The 26,123-nt window shown below is 46.3% G+C and carries 24 protein-coding genes; 13 read left to right on the top strand and 11 right to left on the bottom strand.

The genetic code is table 11. The features are described 5' to 3' along the window. Positions 1–171 precede the first annotated feature (171 nt). Complete coding sequence (murC, locus tag JGK14_RS10450; RefSeq protein WP_293196794.1) at positions 172–1,728, top strand: UDP-N-acetylmuramate--L-alanine ligase; 1,557 nt, start codon at positions 172–174, stop codon at positions 1,726–1,728. On the opposite strand, the gene JGK14_RS10445 is transcribed toward murC, so the two are convergent. After that, a complete protein-coding gene (locus tag JGK14_RS10445; RefSeq protein WP_293154224.1) occupies positions 1,679–1,843 on the bottom strand; it encodes a hypothetical protein in 165 nt (54 codons plus the stop codon). The two genes, murC and JGK14_RS10445, sit on opposite strands and share 50 nt — an antisense overlap. 35 nt (positions 1,844–1,878) lie before the next feature. Between JGK14_RS10445 and murB the strand changes: the two genes are divergently transcribed. The 3 genes from murB to JGK14_RS10430 all read left to right on the top strand — a co-directional run bounded on the left by murB (position 1,879) and on the right by JGK14_RS10430 (position 3,949). Continuing rightward, positions 1,879–2,835, top strand: a complete 957-nt coding sequence (gene murB, locus JGK14_RS10440; protein WP_293178923.1) for a UDP-N-acetylmuramate dehydrogenase — start codon at positions 1,879–1,881, stop codon at positions 2,833–2,835. Between the two features lie 62 nt (positions 2,836–2,897). Then, complete coding sequence (locus tag JGK14_RS10435; protein WP_293178926.1) at positions 2,898–3,248, top strand: YbaB/EbfC family nucleoid-associated protein; 351 nt, start codon at positions 2,898–2,900, stop codon at positions 3,246–3,248. 191 nt (positions 3,249–3,439) lie between these two features. Then, positions 3,440–3,949 carry a low molecular weight protein-tyrosine-phosphatase gene (locus JGK14_RS10430; protein ID WP_293206021.1) on the top strand — a complete coding sequence of 170 codons (510 nt, stop codon included), beginning with the start codon at positions 3,440–3,442 and terminating at the stop codon, positions 3,947–3,949. Here JGK14_RS10430 and JGK14_RS10425 read toward each other — a convergent pair. From JGK14_RS10425 to JGK14_RS10415, 3 genes are all read right to left on the bottom strand, one after another. Next, on the bottom strand, positions 3,946–4,107 hold the full coding sequence (locus JGK14_RS10425) for a hypothetical protein (RefSeq protein ID WP_293190589.1): 162 nt from the start codon (positions 4,105–4,107) through the stop codon (positions 3,946–3,948). The genes JGK14_RS10430 and JGK14_RS10425 overlap by 4 nt on opposite strands. A 69-nt stretch (positions 4,108–4,176) precedes the next feature. Beyond that, on the bottom strand, positions 4,177–4,917 hold the full coding sequence (locus JGK14_RS10420; protein WP_293178935.1) for a response regulator transcription factor: 741 nt from the start codon (positions 4,915–4,917) through the stop codon (positions 4,177–4,179). Between the two features lie 340 nt (positions 4,918–5,257). Next, the gene (locus JGK14_RS10415; protein WP_293190590.1) at positions 5,258–6,868 is read right to left on the bottom strand and encodes a glucose-6-phosphate isomerase; all 1,611 of its coding nucleotides are present in this window, start codon (positions 6,866–6,868) and stop codon (positions 5,258–5,260) included. Positions 6,869–7,486: 618 nt separating this feature from the next. Between JGK14_RS10415 and dusB the strand changes: the two genes are divergently transcribed. Then, positions 7,487–8,500: a tRNA dihydrouridine synthase DusB gene (gene dusB / locus JGK14_RS10410; RefSeq protein ID WP_293274896.1), complete on the top strand. Its 1,014-nt coding sequence runs from the start codon at positions 7,487–7,489 to the stop codon at positions 8,498–8,500. Between the two features lie 162 nt (positions 8,501–8,662). After that, complete coding sequence (gene argF / locus JGK14_RS10405) at positions 8,663–9,583, top strand: ornithine carbamoyltransferase (RefSeq protein WP_293178941.1); 921 nt, start codon at positions 8,663–8,665, stop codon at positions 9,581–9,583. A 315-nt stretch (positions 9,584–9,898) separates the two neighbouring features. Here argF and JGK14_RS10400 read toward each other — a convergent pair whose 3' ends face one another. The 3 genes from JGK14_RS10400 to JGK14_RS10390 all read right to left on the bottom strand — a co-directional run bounded on the left by JGK14_RS10400 (position 9,899) and on the right by JGK14_RS10390 (position 12,647). After that, positions 9,899–10,483, bottom strand: a complete 585-nt coding sequence (locus JGK14_RS10400) for a Uma2 family endonuclease (protein ID WP_293178944.1) — start codon at positions 10,481–10,483, stop codon at positions 9,899–9,901. 169 nt (positions 10,484–10,652) lie between these two features. Continuing rightward, positions 10,653–11,327, bottom strand: a complete 675-nt coding sequence (locus JGK14_RS10395; RefSeq protein ID WP_293178947.1) for a response regulator transcription factor — start codon at positions 11,325–11,327, stop codon at positions 10,653–10,655. A 117-nt stretch (positions 11,328–11,444) separates the two neighbouring features. Further along, positions 11,445–12,647 carry a sensor histidine kinase gene (locus JGK14_RS10390; protein ID WP_293217754.1) on the bottom strand — a complete coding sequence of 401 codons (1,203 nt, stop codon included), beginning with the start codon at positions 12,645–12,647 and terminating at the stop codon, positions 11,445–11,447. Between the two features lie 357 nt (positions 12,648–13,004). Here JGK14_RS10390 and JGK14_RS10385 point away from each other — a divergent pair, with 357 nt between their 5' ends. Then, complete coding sequence (locus JGK14_RS10385; protein ID WP_293178953.1) at positions 13,005–14,354, top strand: calcium-binding protein; 1,350 nt, start codon at positions 13,005–13,007, stop codon at positions 14,352–14,354. Positions 14,355–14,772: 418 nt separating this feature from the next. On the opposite strand, the gene JGK14_RS10380 is transcribed toward JGK14_RS10385, so the two are convergent. Beyond that, on the bottom strand, positions 14,773–16,389 hold the full coding sequence (locus JGK14_RS10380; RefSeq protein WP_293281687.1) for a family 10 glycosylhydrolase: 1,617 nt from the start codon (positions 16,387–16,389) through the stop codon (positions 14,773–14,775). A gap of 174 nt (positions 16,390–16,563) precedes the next feature. Between JGK14_RS10380 and JGK14_RS10375 the strand changes: the two genes are divergently transcribed. Next, positions 16,564–17,694, top strand: coding sequence for a hypothetical protein (locus JGK14_RS10375; RefSeq protein WP_293224512.1), 1,131 nt, complete (start codon positions 16,564–16,566; stop codon positions 17,692–17,694). On the opposite strand, the gene JGK14_RS10370 is transcribed toward JGK14_RS10375, so the two are convergent. Beyond that, the gene (locus tag JGK14_RS10370) at positions 17,691–18,875 is read right to left on the bottom strand and encodes a DNA cytosine methyltransferase (RefSeq protein ID WP_293178965.1); all 1,185 of its coding nucleotides are present in this window, start codon (positions 18,873–18,875) and stop codon (positions 17,691–17,693) included. The genes JGK14_RS10375 and JGK14_RS10370 overlap by 4 nt on opposite strands. 161 nt (positions 18,876–19,036) lie before the next feature. Here JGK14_RS10370 and JGK14_RS10365 point away from each other — a divergent pair, with 161 nt between their 5' ends. After that, a complete protein-coding gene (locus JGK14_RS10365) occupies positions 19,037–19,159 on the top strand; it encodes a hypothetical protein (RefSeq protein ID WP_293203094.1) in 123 nt (40 codons plus the stop codon). A 7-nt stretch (positions 19,160–19,166) separates the two neighbouring features. Then, positions 19,167–20,540 carry an MFS transporter gene (locus JGK14_RS10360; RefSeq protein WP_293324963.1) on the top strand — a complete coding sequence of 458 codons (1,374 nt, stop codon included), beginning with the start codon at positions 19,167–19,169 and terminating at the stop codon, positions 20,538–20,540. Between the two features lie 398 nt (positions 20,541–20,938). Here JGK14_RS10360 and JGK14_RS10355 read toward each other — a convergent pair whose 3' ends face one another. Both JGK14_RS10355 and JGK14_RS10350 read right to left on the bottom strand, forming a co-directional pair. Beyond that, a complete protein-coding gene (locus JGK14_RS10355) occupies positions 20,939–22,297 on the bottom strand; it encodes a calcium-binding protein (RefSeq protein ID WP_293178971.1) in 1,359 nt (452 codons plus the stop codon). A 229-nt stretch (positions 22,298–22,526) separates the two neighbouring features. Next, entirely contained in the window at positions 22,527–23,897 is a 1,371-nt protein-coding gene (locus tag JGK14_RS10350) for a calcium-binding protein (protein WP_293178974.1), read from the bottom strand. 344 nt (positions 23,898–24,241) lie between these two features. Here JGK14_RS10350 and JGK14_RS10340 point away from each other — a divergent pair, with 344 nt between their 5' ends. From JGK14_RS10340 to JGK14_RS10330, 3 genes are all read left to right on the top strand, one after another. Then, positions 24,242–24,757, top strand: coding sequence for a GNAT family N-acetyltransferase (locus JGK14_RS10340; protein WP_293324966.1), 516 nt, complete (start codon positions 24,242–24,244; stop codon positions 24,755–24,757). Between the two features lie 196 nt (positions 24,758–24,953). Beyond that, positions 24,954–25,700: a HEAT repeat domain-containing protein gene (locus tag JGK14_RS10335; protein WP_293150888.1), complete on the top strand. Its 747-nt coding sequence runs from the start codon at positions 24,954–24,956 to the stop codon at positions 25,698–25,700. Between the two features lie 55 nt (positions 25,701–25,755). Then, the coding region (locus JGK14_RS10330; RefSeq protein WP_325315037.1) for an Rpn family recombination-promoting nuclease/putative transposase at positions 25,756–26,123 on the top strand (368 nt) is incomplete at its 3' end.

Below are 26,123 nucleotides of genomic sequence, written 5' to 3'. Positions count from 1 at the left end.
TACTCGGTACTAAGTCATATAGGATACAAGACAAACATCTCTACAAGTCCCACAATTCTAGGGACGCGCAGAGAATTTTGTACAAAATCTCTAGCGAACTGTATCCTGAAAAAACAATTCTTGATATGATATCGCGTGTTATTGGCGTGGTGTGGTGTGTGAGGAGCGAAGATGCCGAGTTCTGTTGATTTCAGCGGGAGACCATTTCATTTCATCGGCATTGGTGGAATTGGGATGTCAGCCCTTGCCTACATTCTAGCGAAACGCAAGTTGCCTGTGTACGGCTCCGATATTAAATCGAGTCACATAACCGAGCGCTTGCAAGAAATGGGAGCTCACATTTTTTGGCGTCAAGACGCCAGCAATTTTGAAATATTTCAAACGGCCCTCAACGGTAGCAGTCCCGATCGCGGGGCAGCCGAAAAGGCCGTATCCTCGGCAGTCGCTGGCACGGTAGGGACTTCCGTGGCGACAGCCGAATCTCTCAAATTGAACGGCAAGGGTTCTGGCCCCCAAGCAATTGTGGGATTGCCTCAAGTAGTATGTTCGACGGCAATTCACCCGGCAAATGCCGAATATCGAGCTGCCCTAGATTTGGAATGTCCGATTTTTCATCGATCGGATGTGTTGGCAGCGTTAATTCAAGATTACCAAAGCATAGCCGTAGCAGGGACTCACGGCAAAACTACCACTAGCAGCTTAATCGGCTTTATGCTGATGGCTGCGGGTCTGGATCCGACGATCGTGGTAGGAGGCGAGGTAAATGCTTGGGAAGGGAATGCCCGTTTAGGGGAAGGCCCCTACTTGGTCGCCGAGGCTGATGAATCCGACGGTTCCCTCGTCAAGCTCGCAGCCAAAATTGGCATAGTGACGAATGTGGAACTGGATCATCCAGACCATTACGATACCCTCGAACAGGTAATAGACACATTTAAAGTGTTTGCCCAAAACTGTCAAACGTTGGTGGGCTGCATAGACGACCAAATCGTCAAAGACTCCCTTGCACCGAATGTCAGCTACAGCTTGAATCCGGACAGCGGTGCTGACTACACGGTTTCCGATGTGGAATACGGCGCCGCCAGCACCAAGGCTGGCATTTGGGAGCGAGGAGCTTTCCTGGGGGAAATGGAGTTGAAGTTGTTGGGCAAACACAATCTTAGCAATTCACTAGCAGCCGTAGCAGTTGGTCGATTGTTGGGGTTGGAGTTTTCGGCGATCGCTTCATCGATTGCTGGCTTTGAAGGCGCTCGCCGCCGTTTTGAAGTGCGGGGTTTTCACAATGACATCCTGTTTGTGGACGACTACGCCCACCATCCCAGCGAAATTCGCGTTACCTTGGCCGCTGCTCGCTTACGCATCGAAGGTAACGAAAAGAATTCCAAATCCCGAAGAGTAGTTGCTATTTTTCAACCGCACCGTTACAGCCGAACTCTGACATTTTTGCCAGAATTTGCTCAATCTTTTGGGGATGCAGATTTGGTTGTCGCTTGCGATATTTATAGTGCTGGGGAACCGAATTTAGGAGAGATTAGCGGGCAGCAGGTTGCTGATTTGATTGCTAAAGAAGGCCGAGAGGTTGAGTTTCAATCTTCTCTGGAGTCGGTAAGTAAGTTTTTAACCGAAAATCTGCAACCGGGGGATTTGGCTCTGTTTTTGGGTGCTGGCAATCTGAATCAGATTATTCCAGAGGTGATGGCTTTTTATCAACAAGCCGATCGCCCGGATTAGCTCTCGCCCGCCCCAAGTCGATCGACATGATGGCGGTGCAGGTTGTACCGACACTGCTGTCTGGCGACTCTCTCAAAACAGTCGCATAAGTTACGCAAACAGAATTTGCTACCACCTCTTCAAGCGAATGTATTTTTAAGGATTTTCAAGATGGTGACTATATCGAATGACTCCTGTGTGAAGGAAAATCGGCGAGTGTATTCTCCTATTTCTTTGCGGGGAACTGACTGTAAAATTAATTCTCAAGTTTCTTTGGCGGGTCTGACTTCTTTCCGAGTCGGCGGCCCGGCTGAGTGGTACGTCGCTCCCCGCAGTCTGGAGGCTTTGCAAGCGAGTTTTGCCTGGGCGCACGATGAAGGGATACCGGTGACTCTCCTAGGCGCGGGTTCTAATTTGTTGGTGAGCGATCGGGGTTTGTCCGGTTTGGTCGTCGCCACTCGCTACCTGAAACAGGTAAACTTTAATGCAGAAACAGGTCAAGTTACAGCCGGGGCGGGGGAGTCAATCCCCCGCCTCGCTTGGTTGGCGGCTAAGCGGGGCTGGAAAGGCCTGGAATGGGCAGTTGGCATACCGGGCACTGTGGGAGGCGCTGTGGTGATGAATGCAGGCGCTCACAGGGGCTGTGCTGCTGATATTCTAGTCAACGCTCGCCTGCTATCCCCTAATGGTAAGGTGGAAATTCTCACACCAGAAGCTTTGGGCTATCGTTACCGGACTTCAGTGTTGCAAGGGGGCGATCGACTGGTAACAGAAGCGACTTTCCAGTTGCAGCCGGGATTCGATCGATCGCAAGTCATGGCAGAAACTAATAACAATTTCAGCCAGCGGCGGACGAGTCAACCCTACCACCTGCCTAGCTGCGGCTCTGTTTTCCGCAACCCCAGCCCCAAGGCAGCAGGCTGGTTAATCGAACAAGCGGGACTGAAGGGATACCAGATCGGTGGCGCGCAAGTAGCTCAGCGCCATGCTAATTTTATTCTTAACTGCGGGTCAGCAACGGCCAATGATATTTTTCAAGTGATCCGCCACGTTCAACAGCAAGTCGAGCAGCGGTGGTCGCTGTTGTTGGAGCCAGAAGTTAGAATACTGGGAGAGTTCCCCTTCTAAGGCATGATTGAAGTAATACGGAAACGGCAGACTGCCAGCGCACACATCATCACAAAGTAGTTATGACAAAATCAGGACAAGGATTTGGCTTCGGCCTGGGCAAAATGAAAGAACTGACTGAAGCTTTCAAAAAAGCTCAGCAGGTTCAAGAAGGAGCTAAAAAGCTCCAAGAAGAGTTGGATGTAATGGAAATTGAGGGAACTGCCGGCGGCGGCTTGGTTAAAGTTTTTCTCAGCGGCAACCAAGAACCCCGCCGCGTCGAAATTTCGCCGGATGCGATCGGTGAAGGTGCTGATGTGGTTTCTGAACTCGTCACGGTGGCGATGCAGGATGCCTACACTAAGTCTACGGCAACGATGCGGGAGAAAATGGAAGAACTGACCGGCGGACTGAATCTCCCTGGGTTCGGCTAGTCATTAGTCATCAGTCATTAGTCATCAGTCATTAGTCATTAGTTGACTGTTGACTAATGTTATTGGTTATTGGTTATTAGCAGCCCCAAGCGAGCAACAAATGACTAATGACTAATAACGTTCGCGAGCGGGGACAGCGCTAATGACTAATGACTAATAACTAATAACTAATAACTAATGACTAATAACTAATGACTAAATTATTGTTTGTCTGCCTCGGAAATATCTGCCGATCGCCCTCAGCAGAAAATATTATGAATCACTTAATTAAACAAGCTGGTTTGAGCGATCGCATCACCTGCGATTCAGCCGGAACTGGCGGGTATCACATTGGCAGCCCCCCTGACAACCGCATGGCGTTGGCGGCGAGGAAGCGCAAGATTGAATTGTTAGGCGAAGCCCGCCAATTTAACAGGAAAGATTTTGAAAATTTTGATTTGATTTTGGCGATGGATCGCGACAATTATCGCAATATTCTTGCTGTTGATACTGCGGGAAAATATAAAGATAAAGTGCGCTTGATGTGCGATTTTTGCCGATCGCACGACTTGAAGGAAGTTCCCGATCCTTACTACGGTGGGCCGGAGGGATTCGATCGGGTAATTGATTTACTGCTGGACGCTTCGGAGGGTTTGTTGGAATACGTTATCAGTCAGGAACAATTAACAATTAACAATTACCAATTACCAATTACCAATTAACAATTACCAATTATAGCATTTCGATCTCCCCTATGAGGTACGCACTGGGCTCCGTGGGCACGCAGGCATACCTCACTACGCTTGAGAACCGCCATACCAGAAAGAATTGGTTGAAAGCCCCAAGCTTTTTCGGGAGAAATTAAAATCAGACTATTCATTACTCAAATCCTCTTCCTTCTAGGTAGAGGTCGCTGTCAATTGTCAACTGTCAACTGTCAACTGAACAATTACCAATTACCGACCAAATGGTGTTCCATCGCAAAGCGAACCAGTTCTGCCCGGTTGTTGCTTTCAGTTTTTCTGAACAAGCTGCTGACGTGCTTTTCGATGGTGCGAGGACTGAGGTGGAGCCGATCGCCGATTTGAATATTAGAAAGACCTTCTGTCAGCAAATCTAGCACTTCCTGCTCTCGTTGCGTCAAATTCGGAGCATCGCCACTGCCATATACCCGCGCGAACGAGCTATCCCGTAAAGAATCGCGCGTTTCTGGTTTTTGAGTTAAAAAATCAGTTTGAGGCTGGTCATTGGCGATGATACCTGTCGCTGTTGGCATCTGTTCGGGTTCGGGGGAACGAGACGGTGCCTGAGCAATTAGAGCGTAGCGATCGAGCAAAGAGCGAATTACCGCGCCCAATTCCGGGAGTTCAAAAGGCTTAGCCAGAAAATTGTCGCACCCCATCTGATAGCCGCGAATCCGTTCCTGCGTACTCGTCCGTTCCGTCAAAAAAATCACCGGTAGCAATCGGAAGGCGGGACGAGTCCGAACTCGACGCACGAATTCGTAGCCATCCATCTCGGGCATTGTAATGTCGGTAACAATCAAATGTGGCTGAAATTCCTCTACCAAGCCTAAAGCATCTTTGCCGTTCTCAGCAGCGATTACAGAGTATCCCGTAATTTCCAGATAATCGGTAATCGACAAGCGCGTCGCGAAATCGTCGTCAGCAACCAGAATCGTCAAGGGCATGGGCGGACATTAAAAATTAAACATTAAAAATTAAAAGTGATTAATTTCACTTTTAATTTTTAATTCTACTGTTTAATTCTGTTGTTGACACTCCCCGAATATCAAGGTACCGGGATTCTTAAGACATTTCTGTCAAAATATCCCTTTTGTTAAGGTTCCTTTCGCTGACTACGTTTACACGCTTAAGTGCGTAGTCATGTCTCCTCAAAATGTTTTGGGCGTAGACTTTCCCACCGGCAGGGGGTTGGTTTTTTAATCTTGTCTGATGTGTTTATTTTACCATATTCATTTGTGAAGATGGATTTGTTATTTTACTGAACAATGGCGAAAAGCCGGCCACTCAAGAAGGGGTTTTAGACCCATCTCTCTGATAAGTTGCAGTTAAAGTACCAGGTTGCGCTAATGTTCCCTGCAAAGCTACGCCGCGCCCGTTGGCTGCCAAATGCCGCAGAGTTTTGTAAATTGTCTCGATTTGCTCTGGTCTTCCTGCTTTTTTTGCTATTTCTGATACAGACAGAGGTGTTGGAGCGTCTTTGATGACTTGCAGCACCAGTTGCTGCAAATCCAACACAGCAGCGGCCGCTTTTTTACCGGCTTCAACCCCTGGCTGGTGATAGGCATTGACATTTACCAAGGAACCGTAAAAACCTACGGCTCTTTCGTAGAGGGCGATTAATGCTCCTACTGTCCGAGGGTTGACTTTTGTAATTGTGACGGTGATTGAATCTCGATGATTTTCGTACAAAGCTTGTCGAGTTCCCTGCAACAAACCAGATAAATAATCTCCCGAGGTGACGCCCGGTTCTACTTCTGGAGAAATTCCTTGCCTGTCTTCCAAAACTTCGATAAATGTTAGGAAGAAATTCGGCACGCCTTCTCGGAGTTGCTGGACGTAGGCGTGTTGGTCGGTGCTGCCTTTGTTGCCGTAGACTGAGATTCCTTGATAAACTGTGTTGCCGTCTAAATCTTTTTCTTTGCCGATCGATTCCATGACTAATTGCTGCAAATAGCGGCTGAACAATAGCAGGGAATCTTTGTAAGGCAAAACTACCATGTCTTTCTCGCCGCGTCCGTTGCAGGCAAAATACCAGGACAGGGCTAAAAGGGCAGCGGGATTGTTTTTAATGTCGGGAATTCTGGTAGCTTCGTCCATGACTTTAGCGCCATCGAGCATCGCTCGAATGTCGATGCCTTGCAAAGCTGCTGGCAAAAGTCCGACTGCTGAGAGTTCCGAAGTGCGTCCTCCCACCCAGTCTGACATGGGGAAGCTGGCAATCCAGCCTTGTGATTTGGCTAATTTGTCGAGTTGGCTGTCTGTGCCGGTGATGGCAATTGCCTGTTTGGCGAAGTCGAGTTTTTGGGCTGCGAAGGCTTTTTGAACTTCGATCATGCCGTTGCGGGGTTCGGGGGTGCCGCCGGATTTGGAGATAGTAATTACTAAGGTGCTGCTGAGTTTGTCTTTGATTTTGTTGAGGATGCGATCGATCCCAGCCGGATCTGTGTTGTCAATAAAATGAATTGCTAGGGGTGGAATGTCTGGGGATAGGGCTTCGGCGACGAATTGAGGCCCGAGGGCAGAACCGCCAATGCCGATCGAGATAATATCGGTAAATTGCGGAGCAAATGGCGGTTTAATATCGCGACTTTGAACTTTTTTGACAAATTCTTCGACTTGTGATATGCCTTCGACTATTTCTTGTTTTAATTCTGGAGTGGGAGCTAAATCGGGGTTTCGCAGCCAGTAGTGGCCCACCATGCGGTTTTCGTCGGGATTGGCGATCGCGCCTGCTTCCAAAGCTGTCATATCTTTGAAAGCTTTGTCAAATTTGGGCTTGAGTGCTGCTACCGCATCGTCGTCGAATCCCATCCGGCTGATATCGAGATAAAGTCCCAATCCAGAGTGATAGTAAAGCCAGTCTTGATAGCGTTGCCAGAGTGCTGCGGCGTCCATATAATTCTCTACGATTCTTATAATGTTCGATCGGGCTAGTCGGGAATCAACCAATTGTAGTTTAAAACGATGTTATGTATGGCTTTTGCAGAATCCCAATAAATTTAAGCATTAGTCGTCTGAAGGCGAAACCCTCCGACAGGCAGAAGAGTCTGGCAGAATTAGAGAATAAAAATGTGACTAGCCCAACAGTCTGAGTAGGTAGAACGCCCATTAGTGGCAAGGCCCCATAGATACATCAAAAGTAAAGTGAAAGCGACAGATAGATTTAAATGTTGTCAGGGTTCGGCTTGGGATTTTAGTTTGACAACAGTTAAATTTTGGCAAGTCCCTTTAAAATAGGCATTGCAGTCTGGTTAAATATACTTTTTGCGGTCACTCAATCATCGGCTAAAAATATAATGAACAACTGTCAAATACCAAAATTGTAGTATAATATACAGCAATAGTGCTTCACTTAAGAATGCTCCCCCTAGCCCCCCGACTATCAGGGGGAGACAAGAGTATTTTCAAAGTCCCCCGACTATCAAGGGATGCGAGGGGGATCTCCGGGCAATAAACAGCGCGAACAGAAACGTATTGGAATATACAGATATTATAATTAAAGTGCGATCGACTATGCTTACTCTATCTCCAGAATTACAAGAAAGATTAGCAACTCCGCTGAAAATCGGCGACTTTGAAGTCAAAAGTCGCGTCCTGCAATCGCCATTATCGGGCGTAACCGATTTGGTATTTCGCCGCCTGGTGCGCCGCTATGCCCCGGATTCGATGATGTACACCGAAATGGTCAATGCTACGGGTTTGCACTACGTGAAGCAACTGCCGCGAATTATGGAAATCGATCCAAACGAGCGCCCGATTAGCATTCAATTGTTTGACTGTCGGCCGAATTTTTTGGCGGAAGCGGCACAAAAAGCTGTAGCAGAAGGAGCGGATACTGTTGATATTAATATGGGCTGTCCGGTTAACAAAATTACTAAAAACGGCGGCGGTTCTTCGCTGCTGCGAGATCCCGAAACAGCAGAGGCAATTGTGCGGGCGGTTGTGGATGCTGTAGATGTTCCTGTGACAGTGAAAACTCGCATCGGTTGGACTGACAAAGAAATTAATATTGTGGAATTTGCCAAGCGGATGGAAGATGCGGGAGCAAAAATGATTACCGTGCACGGCCGCACGCGATCGCAAGGTTACACCGGCCCGGCAAAATGGGAGTGGATTCGCCGTGTTAAGGAAGTTTTATCGATTCCTGTGATTGGTAACGGAGACATTTTTTCAGTGGAAGCAGCGATGCGGTGTCTCGAAGAAACCGGCGCCGACGGAGTGATGTGTTCGCGGGGAACTTTGGGCTATCCATTCTTGGTGGGAGAAGTCGATTATTTCTTGAAAACAGGTGTGGAAAAGATACCTCCGACACCAATTGAACTTCTCGAATGTGCTAAGGAACATCTGCGGGCTTTGTGGGAATACAAAGGTGAAAGCGGTGTCTCTCAAGCGCGCAAGCACTTAACCTGGTATGCTAAGGGCTTCCCCGGTGCTGCGGAATTGCGGGGTGTGTTGGCTGTGGTAGAAACGGTTGAGCAAGGTTGCGAATCGATCGATCGCGCGATCGAGCAATTGCCAGCAGTTTAAAACCCTGGGAGAGGGACTCGCCAAAAGCCCGCTGTTGCGAGTCCAATCGCTCGCAAAAAGTAAGGTTCGTAGTGAGGACTTTAGTCCTCTAATTCAGAGGACTAAAGTCCTCACTACGAACCATTTTTATTAACAGTTGAAAATTTGTGTGTAGGGGAAAGCATGGACTCATTAAAAGGGCGAGATTTATTAAGTCTGGCCGATTTAAGCATTGACGAATTAAATTATTTACTGGATCTCGCAACCAGTTTAAAATCGGGAATGGTCAAGCTGAAACGCAACAAAGTTCTCGGCTTGTTATTTTCCAAAGCTTCGACACGAACGCGGGTGAGTTTTACGGTGGCAATGTATAAATTGGGAGGGCAAGTAATCGACCTCAATCCCAATGTAACACAAGTCAGCCGTGGCGAACCGTTGGTAGATACCGCCAGAGTTTTAGACAGATATTTAGATATTTTGGCAATTCGGACTTTCGAGCAAAAGGATTTAGTAACTTTTGCAAATTATGCCAAAATTCCTGTAATTAATGCTCTGACAGATGACGAACATCCATGTCAAGTGCTGGCGGATTTAATGACAGTTAAAGAGTGTTTTGGCAAGCTGGAAGGACTGACGCTGACTTATTTTGGTGACGGCAACAACATGGCTAATTCGCTGATGTTGGGCTGTGCAATGATGGGGATGAATGTCAGAATTGCTTGTCCTAAAGATTTCCTGCCAAATCCTGAAATAGTAGCAAAAGCTGAGGCGATTGCTAATGGCAAAACCGAAGTTACTGTGACGGCTGATGCGGAAGCTGCTGCTAAGAATACTCAAGTGATTTACACTGATGTTTGGGCAAGTATGGGACAGGAAGAGGAGGCTAAACTCAGAATTCCTTTGTTTGAACCTTATCAGGTAAATGAACGACTGGTAGGGATGGCCGATCGCAATGCCATCGTACTGCACTGTTTGCCGGCACACCGGGATGAAGAGATTACCGATGCGGTGATTGAAGGTTCGCGATCGCGCGTTTGGGATCAAGCGGAAAATCGGATGCACGCTCAGCAAGCTTTGCTGGCTAGCATTCTCGAAAGCGATTAGGTTAATAAGATAAGACGGCGGTTAAGACGGCGGTTAAGACGGCGGTTGAAACCGCGTCTACACAGACAAAACCCACCTCCGTGGGTTGAAGAGTGGGCAGTTAAAATTACGCGATCTTCGGAGTCTTCCGTTATTTCAAAATAAGACGGCGGTTGAAACCGCGTCTACACAGACAAAACCCACCTCCGTGGGTTGAAGAGTAGGCGGTTAAAATTACGCGATATTCTGAGTCTTCCGTTATTTCAACCGCCGTTTTATCTGAACCGTATTGGATCAAAACCGACTGCAATTATTGTATTAGTTTGATAGCGGTTGTCAATTTGATATAATAGGTGGCAGCATTTCCCCAATTGCAATATTAAAAGCGGGAAATTGCAGCGGTGAAATACTGGCAGTTTCCTCAAGAATGACTTCGCTTTGATACCCATCATCAGCGGGTTCTCGAAAAACGTGCAGTTGTCTGTCATTCACATTTAATACCCAATAATCCACAATTCCCGATCGCGCGTAAATTTTGGCTTTAATTTCGCGATCGTAAGCTAAGCTGCTGTCTGCCACTTCGATAATTAGATATACTTCTGATGGCGTCGGATGGTGAGTGGCGTAGTCAAAGGGATCGATTCTAACTACAGCGATATCCGGTTCGGGTTCGGAATTGTCATCGAGGGCGATCGGATCTTGCATTCGTACCCAAGCCAGATTTCCAAAAAGGTTTTGCAGCAATCTATCTGTACGCCCTAAAGCGGAGGTGTGAGCAGTTCCTTTTGCACTCATTCTGATAATATTTCCTGAAACTAATTCGACTCGTTCCTCTGGGTGAAAAAATCCCATCTCTCCCAGCTTCTGATATTCTTTAACTGTCCATTTGCGGAGCGTAAAAGGGGCTTCTGTTATTAGCATAGCTTCACCAAAAATATCGCAATTCCATCCAGGATAATTTTATTGTAGCTTATTAGGTAAAGTATGCAGCGGTAATCCGAGCGGGATTGTGCAGCCTCTCTATTCCCTCTCTCTGCGCCCTCTGCGCCCTCTGCGGTTAATAAAAAAACAATAAAATGATTCAAATGATTCAGGTTTCGATCGCCGAATTGGCGTAAATTGCCAATTGCGATCGATTTCGTAAATTCAACCGATTCAGTAGATGAGTAACATGAGTTTTCACCGTTCCCTCAGAAATAAACAACTGCTGGGCAATATCTCGGTTAGTTAAACCTTTACCAATCAACTGCAATACCTCTTGTTCGCGCGGGGTTAATTGTGTCAGTGCAGCGAGTTTCGAGGGTTGAGCGGTAGGTGCTGGATTAGTAGGTTCTGAATTAGTAGGTGCTGCACAAAATCCTGTTATTAGCTTATCCATTAAGCCAGGAGCCAGTTGAGTATAACCCGATTGCACCAAACGAATTGCCTGTGCTAACTCTTCCGATGGCATATCTTTCAACAAATAGCCCTTGGCCCCGGCCCGCATCGCATCAACAATGTATCCATCGTCATCAAAGGTAGTTAATACCAAGACACTCGTATTTGGAAATGACTGGCAGATCAGGCGAGTTGCTTCTCTACCATCCATCACGGGCATTTTTAAATCCATTAATACAACATCGGGTTGGAGAGCTTCGACTTGCTCTAGAGCAGCTTTACCGTTGTGGGCAATTCCAATCACTTCTAAATCTGATTCTAGGCTTAACATAGCCTTGAGCCCTTGGCAGATAAGCTGCTGATCGTCAACTAGCAATAGACGAATCATGGGGAAATTCCTAAATCTCTTATCCCATAATAGTTCTTAATTGCACAGACAAAGAAAAAACGCCAAAAGAGGTTACGTTAATTTTACATTTTGTTACATGAAGTAATTTATTTTCGCCTACCTACTTAACGGCAGGCTAACATCGATTCTACATCCCGCTGCGGGTGATGTTTCCAGGTGAAACTCTCCGTTGAGAGAAGCAATTCGCTCTTGCATTCCTCGCAATCCAAACCCGCCAGTACCACTTTCTAATTTGAACCCCCGCCCGTTATCCTCAACAGTCAGGTGCACTCGATCGCGCGTTGTTTGTAATTGCAGGTGCACCTCGGTAGCTTGGGCGTATTTGCAAATGTTGGTCAAGGCTTCTTGCACAATCCGATACAGAGTTTTAGCAACTTGAGGTGGTAATACAACTTCCACGCAAATGCTGCTGGTAACAGTAATGCCCATACTCTGGCGAAAGTCTTCCATCAGCGAGGAAATCCCCTGTTCCAAGGTTTCTTCTGCTTCTGCGTCAGCCCTCAGCGCATTTACCGATTGTCGAACTTCTTTCATCGCCACCTTACCGAGTCGGTGTGCTTGTTCCAAAAACGGTTGTGCCTCTGTTGGGTCATGCTGCCAGAGTTTCATGGCGGTTTGCAGTTGAATGTTGAGCGAAGTCAAGGCGTGACCCAGCGAATCGTGAATCTCTCTAGCAATGCGATTGCGTTCCTGAACCGCTGCTAAATCTTCTATTTGCAGGGCATATTCTCGTAGCTGCGCGTGGGCTTGCGATAGTTGTTCCTGAGTTCTACGTTCTGCTAGTAAGGTACTGACCAACTGCGACACGAAAAATAGCCCCAATCCAAACATCAACAATTCTGCCGTCTGGTGCATCCAAATTTGTTGTTGCTCGACATTAGGCAACATCAGGGGTATCACTCTTTGAAGATACTGAACTTGATGAAACATATACATTACCAGCGAAAGACCTGCCACTATCCACCGACCGGGAGATTCAAATAAAAAACAACTGCGAATTAACACGATCAAATACAGCGTCGGTAGGATATGCAGGTATCCCAAGGTTGTTCCGTAGAAGATCAGACCCATTTCGATCGCCGTATAGAGATAGCGAAACGAAGTTTTGCCTGCCGGCAAGATCCATCCCATCAAGGCCAGGGATACCAGGATCAGAATGTGCTGTACGGGAATACTTTGACGCTGCCACGCTTCGATGCCTGCCATCACTCCACAACTGGCTAACATGATCCATTCGGTGTACAGCAAAAAGCGAAACGGTTGGGGTTGGGTTTTTAGTAGGGATGCGATCGCAGTCATGGCAGGGGCCTCCAGTAGTTGTGGCTCTCAGTATTCCCAAAAAATACTGCAAGTCAGACTGAATGTCTATAAAACTCGGCAATTTTCTAACTTTCGCTGATGCTACCCCTGGGAACTATGACTAAAGTTATAGCCGATCGGGAGAGGCAGCGCGAACATCGCACTCGGCAGTAATGGGCGATCGCGACTTTTGGCAGATAAGCGGGCGATCGAGAATATCCATTTCGTTGATGTCAGATCGAGACGTTTTTCAGATGTGTTGAACCGAGTTTATTTCCTAAGATTGTGACATAGCAAACCAAAGCAAACAGTTTTGATTTGCCTCAATAATTCACTTAATATCTAGGAGCAACCAACATGGCTTTAATTAATGGAACCAACGGCAACGACAATCTGAACGGTACTGCTGCTAGCGATACCCTGCGGGGATTGGACGGAAACGATAATCTGTTTGGCGGTTTCTTTGGGGACGATCTTCTGGATGGTGGAAACGGAAATGATACAGCGACCTATCTAGGATTTGGTAATAATATAATTGCGTCTTTAGAGACTAACAAAGCAACTTTTTTTGGAGGTAGCGGAACTTTCATCGGTATTGAAAACTTAATTGGTGGTAACAATCAAGATGTCTTGACTGGCAACGCTTTTAACAATCTGATCGATGGTAGTTTTAGCAATGACGACATCTCGGGCCGGGCAGGGGACGATCGCCTAATTGGTGGAGACGGATTCGATACTTTAAGGGGAGAATTAGGCAACGATAACCTGCGAGGTGGCAACGATACGGATTTGCTAGACGGTGGAGATGGGGCAGATTTCCTCGCTGGCGACAAGGGTAACGATACGATGATCGGCGGCAGTGGCGATGACAACTTTCAATGGGTGGATGGCGACGGCAGCGATCTGATTCAAGGCGGCAGCGGTAGCGATAATTTGTTATTCAACGGTTCGATCGCGCAAGGGGATAATATTAACCTCACCCAATCGGGATCGAACATTGTATTGCAGCGCACCAATCTCGTCCCCGTAACCTTAACAACCACAGGCATAGAAAGTTTTAATGCAATTAACGGTTTAGGTGGCGATGATGTTTTGACTGTCAGCAATCTAGGCGTGGCAAGCGGTGTCGGATTTATCCAATTCACGGGGGGGGATGGCAACGATCGCCTGAATGCGAACTCCAGTGTATCGCCAAACATCGATTCTAGTGGTGGTAACGGTAATGATGTTTTGAACGGCGGTAACGGCAACGACTCGCTATCGGGCGATCGAGGAAATGACGTTATTGTTGGGGGTAACGGGAACGATTTAATTAAAGGTGCCGAGAGTGGCAATCTGGGACGGGGTGAGATCGATGTGCTCATCGGCGGCGCAGGTCGAGATACTTTTGTGCTGGACAATTTCTATAATGATGGCAACATCATTGCAGATGGTGATGCGCTCAACTTTTTCAATGGCATTGATGGCACGGGAGATTTTGCTCGCATCATAGACTTCAGAATCGGTGACGATCTGATTCAACTGTCCGGGCCTCGCAATAGCTATGAGCTCAAACCCATCACCAATTCCCTGCGAGGAGGGAGTGTCGCTCAAGATATGGGAGTTTTCAAGAAAGGATTTTTACAGCCCCTTGAGTTGATTGCGATCGTTCAAGATGCACCCAGTAACCTAAATATCAACGATACAACGCAATTCAGAATCAGCTAGTTTTGTGTCGATCGATCGCACTGCTGTTAGTTTGGAGCGAGTTTTGATTGTAGCTTGGGTAAGGTGCACGGGTTTCAGCTTAACTTGTTTTCCTGCGGTCAGCTTAATGCGCTTTCTCCCAGTCCGGCAGGGGTTTAAACCCCTGCCTCATAGCTTAAGTCGGTTAAAACCGACTGCAATTATTAAATTTATAGCCTTTCTCACAAAGATTCGCGGACGTTGTTGGGAAGAAGGCCCTCTTGATTTAAGCGGTTATATAAGCTGTCAGTCATACCTCATCTTTCTGAGAAAGGCTATATTACATAAATTAATCGTTACAAATAGATAATTCATGAATTAGTAAGGTGCGCAGTGCACACCCTAAAAAGTGGCTACAAACTAGCGAAGTAAGGTGCACATTGTGCACCCTACAGACTGATTAAGAGGCGGCGAAATTCACTTTTGTGACTTCACCTGCGACAACATTAACTGTTTGTTGAATTTGACTTCCATCAACCTTTAACTGATAAGTTCCCGGAGAAAGCTCGATCGCACCAAACCATCCTTTACCATCCGCCCGCAGTTGGCGCACCTTGCCACCAGCATTAACTGCCTGCAATGTCAAGCCCGCGCCGTCGCAGCTTCCTTGGCACTGTTGCAAATTTCCGGCGATCGCCCCAGCAGTCGGCCGCGACTTCCAAGGCATATCAGGAATCCCCGCCGGAGTGGCCCACACAGGCTGAGTTTGAACAGTTTTACCCGTTGCACCATCAACGTATTGACTAGGCTGCGACAGCGCATTATAAAACCAATCATTACTCTGCGACAGGAATTTCCAAGGCTGACGGGGCAAATCACCACTACCGCCCGATCGCAATTCAACGTTACTGTAAATATTGGTGCTAGCGTAGGAATAAAGCACCGTACCAGCAACGCGATTTCCTTTCGCAGAAGGCGCTTCGGCGCGGCGAATCTGCCCTAGAGTGTCTTCGATGTAGTTGAGATAGTTGCCAGGCCCGATCGCGATTTGGCGGTTGTACTGGTGGTCTTTAGCGTACTCTATCCAATGGTCGTAACCCATCTTTTGCTGCGGCTTGTACTCGCGCTGGTAAGTCATCGGCATCGCCATGTCGAGAATACCTTCTTCCAGCCAAGCGCGCCAATCCTGCAATACTTCTCTGTAGGGCTGCGTTTTATACCAGCCTGCATCGTTAGCTGGGCCGTCTCCCCAGGCGATCGTCGCTGCGGTAATTTTAACGCGCGGTTTAATCGCCATGGCTTCTACATAAAGCTTCCGCACTAAATTTGTCACCTGATCGCGCCGCCACTGCATCCACAGAGGATCGCTGGCTGCCGGTTTGCCCGATCGACCGTTTTGTTGGTTGAAACGGGCGATCGAAGTAGGATTGTAGCCCCAATTCGGCCCGCCGTAGCGCACGTAATCTAGCTGTACGCCGTCCACATCGTAGCGCTTCAGCAAGTCCAAATAGACGGAAACAGTATAATCTAGGGCGTCTGGATTACCGGGATCGAGGAAACCTTTCGCTTCGCCACTCGAAATCAGCATCGCCCAATTGTCCTTTCCTGGGGCATTGGGCCCATGTTGTTGCCAAACATGATTGGCGGGAAGTTTTCCACCGGAAACTACTGGTAGCGTCACCATCCAAGCGTGTACTTCTATACCTGCGGCGTGGGCTTTGTCAATCAAATCTTGGAGGGGATCGAAACCTGCTGGAACATTCGGATCGGTGGTGCGGGGTTCGATCGCACTCGTGTAAAAAGCATCACCACGGCGGCGGACTTGGGCGACGATCGCGTTGGCATTAGCCCTCTGTGCGTCAGCAATCAACTTGGTTACTTCTTGAGGCGTTTTGAAACCGGGGTTGAATGCGTCCACCCAGAAGGCGCGAAATTCGCTGGTTGGCGTTAGTGGAGGCATAATGGCGATTGCGCGATTCGGGAACAAGTTGGATAACCAACCGGGAGTCAGCAGAAAACTGATTGTTAAGCCGATCGCGAACAGGCTTGACAAAAAGAGTGTTTTAGTATTTCGCATGAGGAATGTGTGAGAGAGCGTTTAACTGTCCTTTACGGACTTTTGGTGTGAGCGTCCGCTTGACATTTTGGCACATCTTTGAGTTAAAAAACTGATAGCGTGAAACTGTGTTCTGGAATAGCGATCGCTTATACTGGATTCTGGTATTTTCTATACAATCGCTTTATTTTTTCAATGTACGAACGCACTGATAGTGAGATTGAAGCAATTCAAGAACTACTCTCGCCACACTTTGGAACTGGTTTTGAGCCTGACGAACTGACAAATAGCGAACAGACAATCATCGAACAGGTATTGAAGTATGTAGGTAGCCGATTTACCCGGATGAAATATATCCTGGGTCTTGCCCTTGATTTTGCGATCGTCGCACAGCGTCTATCTAATGTTGATGACTCTGCCAAAAGATTAAGAGAAAATCTGACAATTGAACAATTATTTCAACGTTATCAAGTTGTCACTGAACGGGGAGAACAACAGGCAAATACACTAACTTTAAAATTTGGTCAATCAACTCAAGTAGGTATCCGACGTATAGAAGAGTCTATTGTTCAATTTTTTCACAGTCTCAATCGTTCTAAATATCCCAGTGCTTATGTTTACAATACAGGTCAATGGCAAAAATTTCAAGACCTACTGATTCTCTGTTTTAGTCTATCCGAGTCTGGACGATTTCAACTATGTCAACAACTTATTGATTTTGGTCTCGAACGATTGCTAAAGAACATATTTGTTACGAGAGAATCTTTGCGAATTCGCTTATTTGCCGAGATAGTAAGCAATTACCCGCGCAGCGATCCAGATGAAAATGGAGGTTTAGTTTTTCAAGCCATTGCTTGCGGTTATTTCAAAGCAGATCGACCTCATCTTAGCTTTGTAGTTGATAAGGTACGCACAGGTTCGTCAAGACAGCGGCGTTTTGGAGATATTGATTGTTATTACGGCTTGGATCTAGAAATATCAATAGAAGTAAAAGACTGCCACATTTCCATGAAAAACGTCAAGCAACAATTGGGAAGTTTCCAGAAACAAGTAACAGGTAATCAAATCCTTGGTGTGGCTTTTATACTCTCCATAGACGGCGAAGCGAGTTCTATACTTAGCGACAGTGGCATCATTTCCTTCGCACAAGATGAGTTAATTAGATCCGTGAGGATCTGGGATTGGCAAAAGCAGGATGCAGCCGTGCATGAGATGCTTCACTATCTTGCTCATGTTGAACAGAATCCTAGTGCTGTTGGCAGACTGCTGGCATTTATTCGCGATCGAGATCCCCAACACAACTCTCTTACTTATTATCAAAGTTAAACTGTGATTTCAAGAGCAAGCTGAATCGGAAAATTCAACTCTGAATTGAGTGACTTTACTTTTTGCGATCGGGCTATAACAATTTCATCATCTGAATGGCTTTGATAAGCCTTGATAACTTCCTTTCCTACCGCAAATCCGAGTAGTGGCGGTACGGCATTTCCGACTTGAAGGTACTGTGATGTTCTCGAACCAATCACCTCAAAATCATCGTCAAAAGATTGCAGCCTCAATCCTTCGCGGACAGTCAATCCCCGATGCTGACTTGGATGAGTCGCTCGTGCAGACGAAGGTTTTCTCATGTTAGATGTTACAGCAATAGCTGGTTTATCACTAGCTAGCCGAGCATAGCTATTGTGAAAACCGCTGGCTGGTTGAAGGATCTCGGGAATTGACTTTCTGTTGCCACCATCTGGGATATACTTCAGAATTTCAATTAACTTTTGTGAATGATTGGCCGCCTCGTGATGTAGCAATATATTGGCGGTTTTCCGCCTAGCTATTTGATACTCAGTTTGCGGCATAATCTGGTAAAATTTACAAATCTCTCCAGCATTTAATGGCGGTAAATCTGAAATTGCATCAGCTACATTGACATAATAGTGAGAACTTGGCAGTGGAAACTCAGGCGGCAGCAATCCATCAAGCCAACCTATAAAAAAAGCACGCTTTCGCAGTTGTGGTACGCCGTAGTCAGCCGCTTTTAAAAGGCGACATTTCATGTGATAGCCGATATCAGCAAAGCTAGCGATGACTGAATCGCGCACTTTGCCTCCCTGCATTACCAACATTCCTTCAACATTCTCGATAATCACATAAGCCGGACGAATTTCAGCCACCAAGTCGCGAAAATTGCACCATAAAGAATTGCGAGGATCTGTAATCTCTCGCTTGCCAACGGTGCTAAATCCTTGGCATGGTACTCCCCCAGTAATGATGTCGATTTCTGCTACCGAAATTTTAAAGAACTCCTCTATCTCGGAAACGGTTGTCTGTGTTAAGTCAGATAGCAAACAGGGAAGTGGAGATAGGTTTCGTTCAAAAGTTTGTTTGGCGTTTTGACAGTAATCTATGCCGCCGATTGCTTGAATTCCAGCACGTTTAAAACCCAGAGTTAACCCTCCAATGCCGCAAAACAAGTCAAGGCTACGCGGAAAATGCTTTGTTTGAGTTTTTGTCATCGTTATCTACCTCTTGAGAGAACTATATGAAAAGTCAACATACTTTTGCGAACTTACGGCACTTCCGACTGGGATCAGAATGTCCGCGCTGACTTCGTTCATTTTAACGGACAACATCTGTTGCAGGCTTATTCAAAAGATGAAAATATTTGTGAGCCAGAATGATGCTAAAATACGCTGTTTGTATGGCTGGTGCTGGCATCAGCACAACATATACTGTGATGTCAGCGGTTGAATTGACCGGAAATTGTCGATCGCACTCAGTAAACCAAATCAGTAGTTAGGCAAAATATGTCTGCAATGGAAAAAAAACCGATCGATGGATTGTGGGTATCAGTATTATACTTCGCTCAGGGTCTCCCGTACACCGTCGTTAATTTAATGTCGGTGATTTTTTTGAAAGGGATGGGAACCAGCAACGAACTAATCGGATTGACAAGTCTGTTATCTTTTCCTTGGGTATTAAAAGGTTTGTGGGGGCCCGTTGTTGATATGTATTCCACTAAACGCAAGTGGATTTTAAGAACGGAAATCATTTGTGCTTTTCTGTTTGCTTTCCTAGCTTTTGGTGTGTTGACGCCCCTGGCTATTATTATATCGCTGGTTGTCTTTACAGCGATCGCCTTTGTTTCAGCTACTCACGACATCGCCATTGACGGATTTTATTTAAACACTCTCAATAAAGACAAACAAGCACTATTTGTCGGTGTTCGCAACACGGCTTATAGAGGTGCCGTGATTGTCGGTAGCGGTGTCTTGGTTTTCTTGGCCGGTAAACTAGCAGAACAGCATTTAATCCCGGTAAATGCAGGCGATACTAAAACATATCAGGAGATTCCGCTGTCACTTTTCGGTTCGTCTTATAATGTGTCTCCGATTAACTACGGATGGGCGACAGCCTTTGGCATTTGCGCGCTGATTTTTGTGCTGATTTATCTGTTTCAGCGGTGGTATCTTCCCTATCCTAGAAATTATGCTGCGGAAACAGGCGCACCCCAACAAAAAATTAGCTTTTTTGAGTCATTTAAAACCTATTTCCAGCAAGATAAAATTGGTTGGATTGTGACTTATGTCTTGATTTTTCGATTGGGAGATGCCCTGACTTTTAAAATGGCTCCTCCATTTTTAATGGATAAAGTTGAGAAGGGAGGATTAGCAGTTTCTACGTCAGATATGGGTTTGCTATCAGGTACTGTCGGGATAATTTTTCTGTTAATCGGAGGGTTGCTGGGCGGTTATTTGATTGCCAAACAAGGACTGAAAAAATGGATGTGGCCGACGGCGATTATGCAAAATTCAACTAACGTGTTGTATTGGATGTTGGCAATCAATCAACCGGGGATTGAGTGGGCCTATGCTGTAAATTCGATCGAGCAATTTACTTACGGACTTGGTGTAGCTGCCTATACAGTGTTCTTAATGCGGACTGTCCGCCCTGATTACGAAGCATCCCACTACGCGATTACCACGGCTTTCATGGCCGCAGGAGTGCTGATTCCGGGCGTTTTTAGCGGTTATTTACAGACTGCATTGGGCTATCAAAATTATTTCTTGTTTAGTTCACTGGCTGTGATTCCCGGTATGCTGACGATTTTCTTTTTGCCACTAGAAGATGAGAAAAAATTAGAATCTATGCCCCGGCCTGGACTGGACGATCCAGATTAATTAAATTGTATCTGTAATTAGGTACGTAGTTGCGATGAAAGCGCGCTCTTGGTGAATATAAGCTAAGAGCGCTGAAGCGCAACTACGTACCTTAGAGGGAGGCAACCTTTGATCGATACTTTTGATAGTTTTATATCTCCTATCCTGACAATTGCTCCACCCTGGATTGCCCCGATAGATAAGGGGTAGGCACGGGGCACTACCCCTACAAATCTTCATGAATATTTTAGGAATACTATAATTTACTCCACAAAATATAGGACACAACAATGTTGTATCCCTACCCCATATAGCAATCCTAAAATTAGGTACTTAGTTGGGCAAAGTGCGCTCTTCAGAATATAAGCTAAGAGCGCTGAAGCGCAACTACGTACCTTTAGGATTGCTATAGTCGCCAACTAAATCGAAATAAAATCCCTGGCTGTTAGCGGACTGCTTAGTACGCCGAAGAAACTGGCAAGAACTTCACCACTGCTGGCAATTTCGATGGTTGTTGAAATATCGGCTTGAGTAATTCTCAGTTGGTTGAAGCTCAAACCTCTGGTCAAACCAATTGAATCTTGACCCTGTTGAAAGTCTAGAAGTGTATCTGTACCGGCCCCTGCTCCTAACACAAATACGTCCCGTCCAGCACCACTAATTAACAGATCCGCACCCACTCCGCCAACGAGGGTATCGTCCCCGTCTCCCCCGCTCAAATTGTCATCTCCTTTGCCCCCGAATAGTTGGTCATTGCCGAGGCCACCGCTGATAATATCGTTACCTTTATTGCCGCTGAGAGTATCGTTTCCCCCATTACCAGTTATAATATCGTCCCCGGCCAAACCTGAGGTTGTATTGTTGGCATCGTCGCCTACTAAATTATTAATTTGGGAGAGGTCGAGAGCAGTTTTCATTGCAAGAACGTTTCCGAGAAAAGAGGTTCCCGGAGTGGTTCTCAATTGCTCTAAACTGCTGCGGGAAGCCAGGGCTTTTCCTAAGGGTGGCAGCGCAAAGTTTAAGCCTGCTAACAGCTCTAAATAATCTGAATCTGTAAAATTGAAATCCGGGCGGTTCAACTGGTCTACAGATATCTCTGTCTTGGTCAAACCGGGAGGAGGAGAGCTTAACAAACCACTTTGGGTGTGCTTGTCCAAGACAAGTAGCGGGTTAATAATCGGGTTAGTAAATGTTTCAAGAACTACTTTTCCGGGAAGAAAAGCTTCTCCTCCCAAACTAACAAAATCGCCACTAACTATATAGTGAGTTACATTTTTGCCTGCACTCGCTTTCTGCTTAAATGTATTGACTATACTTTGAGCAATTCCGGGAGAATTAAAGGTAACAATATCTCCGATCGCAGATGTGAATTCTGTGGCGGCTAGTTGCGTTATGGCGCCGCCCAAGCTGTGCCCGAGAAGGTCTGGTGGCAAGCGGCGGGGGTTTTTTGTTGTGTCTTGACCGATTTGTGTCAGCCAAGTTCCTAAGGCTTGTTTGTTGGCTTCAAATTGGTTGAAGCCGACGCTTCGCTTGTCTGCGTTGGCAAGATCGTCTACGAGGGAGTCGGTGCCGCGAAATACTAGAACTGGCGGTTTGTCTGGGGTGGTGGAGATTAAGCCGATCGCGTGAAATCCCGTTAGGGGATCGTCAAAAGTGCGATCGATTCGGTAGCCGACAGCCGTCAAACCAGCTTGAACTACAGTTTGTAACTGGGGGTTGTTATCTATGTAAACAAGCTGCTTGGCTATAGTTTCGTAAGCGGCGGGGGAGGATGGCATATTTTTGTTATTTCCTGTCGTTTGATTGGGATTGGCTTTTTAAGCTAGTCAACTCATTTTACAGTAAATTAGGTTAATAAACAATATTTGTTTCTCCTATTGCGCGTTCCTAAATCACCCAATAGTCGGCTTGTGGCAGCGGATTTCGCAATAGCAAAAAACACACACAAAAAGATTTACGCGCAATAACTTGCAGTTGTTGCGCTACCCAAACTACTATTTTTATCCATTAAATCTGCACGAAATCCGGTCGCGTGAGGTCGTTAGCGGACACGCCTCTGACGGTAGCAATAATTTCCCCAGTAATCGGGATAGTAATTACAGCTCCGTCAGCACTTGGGGTAACAATAATTTGAGGGTAAGTTAGACCCCGTGATAGGCCAATTAAATCTTCACCCTTTTTAAAATCGACAATCACATCTGCTCCGCCACCTGATTCTAATACAAAGCGATCGCGCCCTGCACCGCCAATTAAAAAATCGTTGCCAAATTCGCCGGAAATGAGGTCGTTTCCGTCGCCACCATCCAAAAAATCGTTGTTTCTGCCACCGTACAAGAAGTCGTCACCACTGTCGCCACTGAGGCTGTCATTATCTCGATTGCCTCTGAGAGTGTCGTTACCGGCGTTGCCGATAATTGTATCCTCTCCAGGGCCACCGCTAGCAGTATTGTTGCGAGCGTCGCCTAATAAATAATTTGCTTGCAGGGGAGCTAAACCGAATTGCATTTGTCTGATTAAGTCCACAAACGAAAATTCTGAGGCTGTTCTCAAACTCTCTGCACCGGCTCGGTTTCTGATTGCCACTGACACATTTGCTAGGGGAAAATTTAGTGCAGCAATAAACTCGTTAAAATCTGAGTCGTTGTTACTATAAGTAAATTCGGGACTGTTTAAGTTTTCGAGGGAAAATTGCCTCTGGAAAAAATCTGCGGGTGGAGCAGTTAACAAATTTTCTCTGCGATGTTTGGCTAAAACACTTAAGGGATTAATAGTCGGGTCTGTGAAAGTTTGGAGAAATACTTTTCCCTGGATAAATGCTTCGCCAAACAAACTGACAATATCTCCGCTGACAATGTAGTGACTGACATTTTTGTTGCCTGCCCTACTGAGATTTTTCCGAAAATTGCTGGCGATACTCGCTGAGACTCCGGGAGAGTTGAAAGTCAAGATATCGCCGCTCAGAGATGTGTATTCGCTGGCTACAATTTGAGCGATCGCTCCGCCCCAACTGTGCCCGACGACATCGGGCAATAATTTGCTGGGGTTTTTGGCAGTATCTTGACCGATTTCTGCGAGCCAGTTTTTGATACTATCTTTGTTTTTTTCAAATTCGGGTAAGCCTATGTCGCGGGAGGCAGAAAACATAGCGTCGCCGTCGATGAAGTCGGTACCTCGAAATACGAGGACTGGCGGTTTGGTGGGGTCAGAGGAACCGAAGCCGATCGCGTAAAATCCGGTTTCTTTGTCGTCCAATATGCGATCGATATAGTAGCCGTTAGTGTCCAGGAAGCGCGAAACTTGATTTTGCGCGTTCGGCTTTTGATTCAAAAAAACAATTGACTTAGCCAGAGCTTCATAAACAGCAGGCGAGGCACTCATAATATTTTATTTGGTGTTTGTTGGTATTTGCGATCGCTCTGGTTTTGAGCTAATTTTCCACTGTCAGCCATTATAACTGACAAGATTTGTATGGTACACTTGATAATATCTACTCAAGAATCATTTTTTGCGGTTATGACTATCATTCGTCAATACATTGCTCCATTGATCGCAATATTAGTATTTTTCGTGGCTCTGGTAGCAGTCAGCGCTCGCATCTTTTTGCCGGCTGACATGGCTGCCCCGGCACCGATTGAGGAACCGATCCCGCTCCATCAAGCGGTATCTCTGAATCCTATTTTCTTGGGGCTCAATTATTCCTCTCTCCCTGTCCAAATTCGCTGATGTCTGCTCAGTTGATACCGGGCTACAGGCTGCGATCGGGTTCTGGACTCGATCGCGCAAAACTGCTAAAGTTCCTGCACCATACTTACCGAGAGCTTTACCCCGATCGCGAATTGGGACATTTGGCTCAAACTGTCGAGCAGTATTTTTCTAAACAGACGCCGCTTTGGTGGGTAGAGTGCCTGAAAAACAGCCCGTTCGAGGGAGAAAGTTTTTCCGGGATCCCCTCGCAGCCGGCAAATCCCACATCAGTTGTCGGATGTTTGTGGTTGGGAAATGCGATCGACCAAACCACTGGAGAACGCCACGGTCACATTTTTCTGCTCTACATAGCACCGGAACACCGCCGTCAGGGACTAGGTGCAGCTTTAGTTATTCAGGCAGAAAATTGGGCGCGTTCAAGAGGCGATCGGCAAATTGGTTTGCAAGTTTTTCTGAGCAATCAGCCTGCGATGAATCTCTATCAAAAATTAGGTTATGAGAGTCATTCTGTATGGATGATCAAAGATCTTTGAAAAACCAGAGGTATTTGTTTGCAGTCAGAACTAGAGTTCGGATTCATCTAAATGATGAGGACTCTTCCTCCAGCAGGGCGAACAATAGGAGGACTTGAGAGTTGAATCGGAATGCTTTTATTGCCGGAAATGCTAATTTATATTGACCGCTGAATCAGTTGCGCCCGTAGCATCCTCTCTGCGGTAAAGTTTTTTTATGAACAATAACGACTACACCAACGCCCTCGATCTTGATACGGAACTGGAAAGCCCTTTGGATCATTTTGATGAATCCGAACCCCCGCTACCAGATCCAGAGGAAATGCTGCCTTTGCTGGAATCGCCGGAACCTCAGCACCGGATGATGGCGGCGCGGGCTTTTTGCGAACTCCAGGACGATCGCGCGATTTCGCATTTAATTAATTTGTTAAGAGACGGTTGTCCCTTGGTGCGGGTGAGTGCGGCCTATGCTTTGGGGCGAAATCCAAGTCCCGATGCTGTGGAACCGCTGATCGAGCAACTCAACCGCGATTGGAACGGTTACGTTCGCAAAGGGGTAGTTTGGGCCTTGGGAAATTGCAGAGATCACCGCGCTTTATCGCCCTTAATTGATGCTCTGAGAACTGATATTTCGGCGGTACGTTTGTGGGCGGCGAGTTCTCTGGGTCAAATGGCAAAAGTTGGTTACTATGTGGTGATTGCGGGGATTCCACCGTTGATTCAAGCATTGCGAAGAGACTCTGTATCTGCCGTTCGCAGTAATTCCGCTTGGGCGATCGGGCAACTGGCGCGCGAGTTACCGAATAATGTAGTGTACGCTGGGGCGATCGACGCTTTAATTGAATCATTAGAAGAAGATGAAGACATGGGCGTGCGCGACGATGCTAAATCTTCGCTGTTGCGAGTCGGCGATCCGCGAGGTTTGCAGATTATTGAAGACTTAGAAATGGAAGGAATATTATAATGAATATTCCACAATTAAGCACCGTTTACAAATTCCCAATTACCCGTTACCAATTATGAACTTCATCAATAATCCCAAAACAGATTTTGGCTTCAAAAAAATCTTTGCATCGCCCCAGCACAAAGAAGTTTTGATTAGCTTCCTGAATGCTATGCTCTACAACGCAGAGCCGACAATTCAAGACTTAGAAATCATCGACCCCTACGCCGCACCAGCAATTACTGGTTTAAAAGACACTTACCTGGATGTCAAAGCAAAAATTACAGGAGACACAACTGTAATCATCGAAATGCAGGTAATTAATGTAGAAGCTTTTACCAAGCGCGTCATCTATAATGCAGCCAAAACCTACGCAACTCAACTCAAACCAAGAGAAGGCTACTCAAAATTAAATCCCTTAATTGCCTTAACAATTACCGATTT

This window comes from Microcoleus sp. PH2017_28_MFU_U_A (assembly GCF_020738035.1).
GTDB lineage: Bacteria > Cyanobacteriota > Cyanobacteriia > Cyanobacteriales > Microcoleaceae > Microcoleus.
This window is presented reverse-complemented; position numbering and strand designations above follow the sequence as displayed.

Coding starts and splice junctions, on each gene's coding strand:
- murC (WP_293196794.1), top strand. CDS start 172: ATGCCGAGTTCTGTTGATTTCAGCGGGAGACCATTTCATTTCATCGGC.
- murB (WP_293178923.1), top strand. CDS start 1,879: ATGGTGACTATATCGAATGACTCCTGTGTGAAGGAAAATCGGCGAGTG.
- JGK14_RS10435 (WP_293178926.1), top strand. CDS start 2,898: ATGACAAAATCAGGACAAGGATTTGGCTTCGGCCTGGGCAAAATGAAA.
- JGK14_RS10430 (WP_293206021.1), top strand. CDS start 3,440: ATGACTAAATTATTGTTTGTCTGCCTCGGAAATATCTGCCGATCGCCC.
- JGK14_RS10425 (WP_293190589.1), bottom strand. CDS start 4,107: ATGAATAGTCTGATTTTAATTTCTCCCGAAAAAGCTTGGGGCTTTCAA.
- JGK14_RS10420 (WP_293178935.1), bottom strand. CDS start 4,917: ATGCCCTTGACGATTCTGGTTGCTGACGACGATTTCGCGACGCGCTTG.
- JGK14_RS10415 (WP_293190590.1), bottom strand. CDS start 6,868: ATGGACGCCGCAGCACTCTGGCAACGCTATCAAGACTGGCTTTACTAT.
- dusB (WP_293274896.1), top strand. CDS start 7,487: ATGCTTACTCTATCTCCAGAATTACAAGAAAGATTAGCAACTCCGCTG.
- argF (WP_293178941.1), top strand. CDS start 8,663: ATGGACTCATTAAAAGGGCGAGATTTATTAAGTCTGGCCGATTTAAGC.
- JGK14_RS10400 (WP_293178944.1), bottom strand. CDS start 10,483: ATGCTAATAACAGAAGCCCCTTTTACGCTCCGCAAATGGACAGTTAAA.
- JGK14_RS10395 (WP_293178947.1), bottom strand. CDS start 11,327: ATGATTCGTCTATTGCTAGTTGACGATCAGCAGCTTATCTGCCAAGGG.
- JGK14_RS10390 (WP_293217754.1), bottom strand. CDS start 12,647: ATGACTGCGATCGCATCCCTACTAAAAACCCAACCCCAACCGTTTCGC.
- JGK14_RS10385 (WP_293178953.1), top strand. CDS start 13,005: ATGGCTTTAATTAATGGAACCAACGGCAACGACAATCTGAACGGTACT.
- JGK14_RS10380 (WP_293281687.1), bottom strand. CDS start 16,389: ATGCGAAATACTAAAACACTCTTTTTGTCAAGCCTGTTCGCGATCGGC.
- JGK14_RS10375 (WP_293224512.1), top strand. CDS start 16,564: ATGTACGAACGCACTGATAGTGAGATTGAAGCAATTCAAGAACTACTC.
- JGK14_RS10370 (WP_293178965.1), bottom strand. CDS start 18,875: ATGACAAAAACTCAAACAAAGCATTTTCCGCGTAGCCTTGACTTGTTT.
- JGK14_RS10365 (WP_293203094.1), top strand. CDS start 19,037: ATGATGCTAAAATACGCTGTTTGTATGGCTGGTGCTGGCATCAGCACA.
- JGK14_RS10360 (WP_293324963.1), top strand. CDS start 19,167: ATGTCTGCAATGGAAAAAAAACCGATCGATGGATTGTGGGTATCAGTA.
- JGK14_RS10355 (WP_293178971.1), bottom strand. CDS start 22,297: ATGCCATCCTCCCCCGCCGCTTACGAAACTATAGCCAAGCAGCTTGTT.
- JGK14_RS10350 (WP_293178974.1), bottom strand. CDS start 23,897: ATGAGTGCCTCGCCTGCTGTTTATGAAGCTCTGGCTAAGTCAATTGTT.
- JGK14_RS10340 (WP_293324966.1), top strand. CDS start 24,242: ATGTCTGCTCAGTTGATACCGGGCTACAGGCTGCGATCGGGTTCTGGA.
- JGK14_RS10335 (WP_293150888.1), top strand. CDS start 24,954: ATGAACAATAACGACTACACCAACGCCCTCGATCTTGATACGGAACTG.